This is a genomic window from Falsiroseomonas selenitidurans (assembly GCF_012103215.1).
In the GTDB taxonomy this organism is placed as follows: Bacteria; Pseudomonadota; Alphaproteobacteria; order Acetobacterales; family Acetobacteraceae; genus Falsiroseomonas; species Falsiroseomonas selenitidurans.
The window spans coordinates 1-782 of record NZ_JAAVNE010000135.1 but is presented as its reverse complement, the minus strand read 5'-3'; the positions used below and the strand labels follow the sequence as shown (position 1 = coordinate 782).

Below are 782 nucleotides of genomic sequence, written 5' to 3'. Positions count from 1 at the left end.
CACCCAGGCGGCGCCGGCCTGCGCCGCCAGTTGCAGCAACGCCGCCAGCCGCCCCTGGCGGGCGCGCGCCTGGACCGCCGGGCCCGGCGGCAGGCCGAGGGGGAGGATGCGGGCCTCGATGCCCCGCCCCGCCATCCAGCCGGCGACGCGCGCCGCTTCCGCCGCGCTGTCCGGGCGCAGGCCGTGCTCCACGATGCCGGCCAGGATTCGGCCGCCCGCCCCGCGCGCCCAGCGCGCCAGCAGCAGCGCCAGCGCCAGGCTGTGCGGCCCGCCGGAGACGCCGACGACCAGATCGGGCGAAGGGCCGAAGGGCCCGAGCGGTGCCATCCAGGCGGCGAATTCCGCCGCCGGCACCGGGTCCGCGGTCAGCGGCGGCCCGGCCCGCGCCTCAGCGGCACTGGGCGCGGCGCCTGGCATCGGCGGCGCGGGTGGCGGAGGGGCCGCTGAGGTTGGGGAAGCGGCTGCGCAGGTCGTTGAGCTGGGCGCAGGCGTCGCGGTTGTTGTTCAGCCCGATCAGCGCATTGGCCACGCCCAGCATGGCTTCCGGCGCGCGGCTGCCGCGCGGGTTGCGGCGGAAGGCGTCGTCATAGGCGACGGCTGCGCCGGCGAAGTCGCGCTTCCCGGCCAGGGCACCGCCCAGCAGGATCTGCGCATCTGCGGCCCGCGCCGTGTCGCGCGAGGCCAGCACCTCCCGCGCCGCGGCTTCCGCCGCCGCCCAGTCGCGCCGGCCGAGCGCCGCCTGGCCATCCGCCAGGGCCCGCTGCGGCGGCCGCGGCGCGGCG

General features: G+C 79.9%; 1 protein-coding gene and 1 pseudogene. Both read right to left on the bottom strand.

What is annotated here, in order from left to right:
• The coding region (locus HEQ75_RS27720; protein ID WP_328735046.1) for an ATP-binding protein at window positions 1-417 on the bottom strand (417 nt) is incomplete at its 3' end.
• Window positions 389-782, bottom strand: a pseudogene (locus HEQ75_RS27715) (tetratricopeptide repeat protein); the annotation flags it as partial. The gene HEQ75_RS27720 and the pseudogene HEQ75_RS27715, both read right to left, overlap by 29 nt.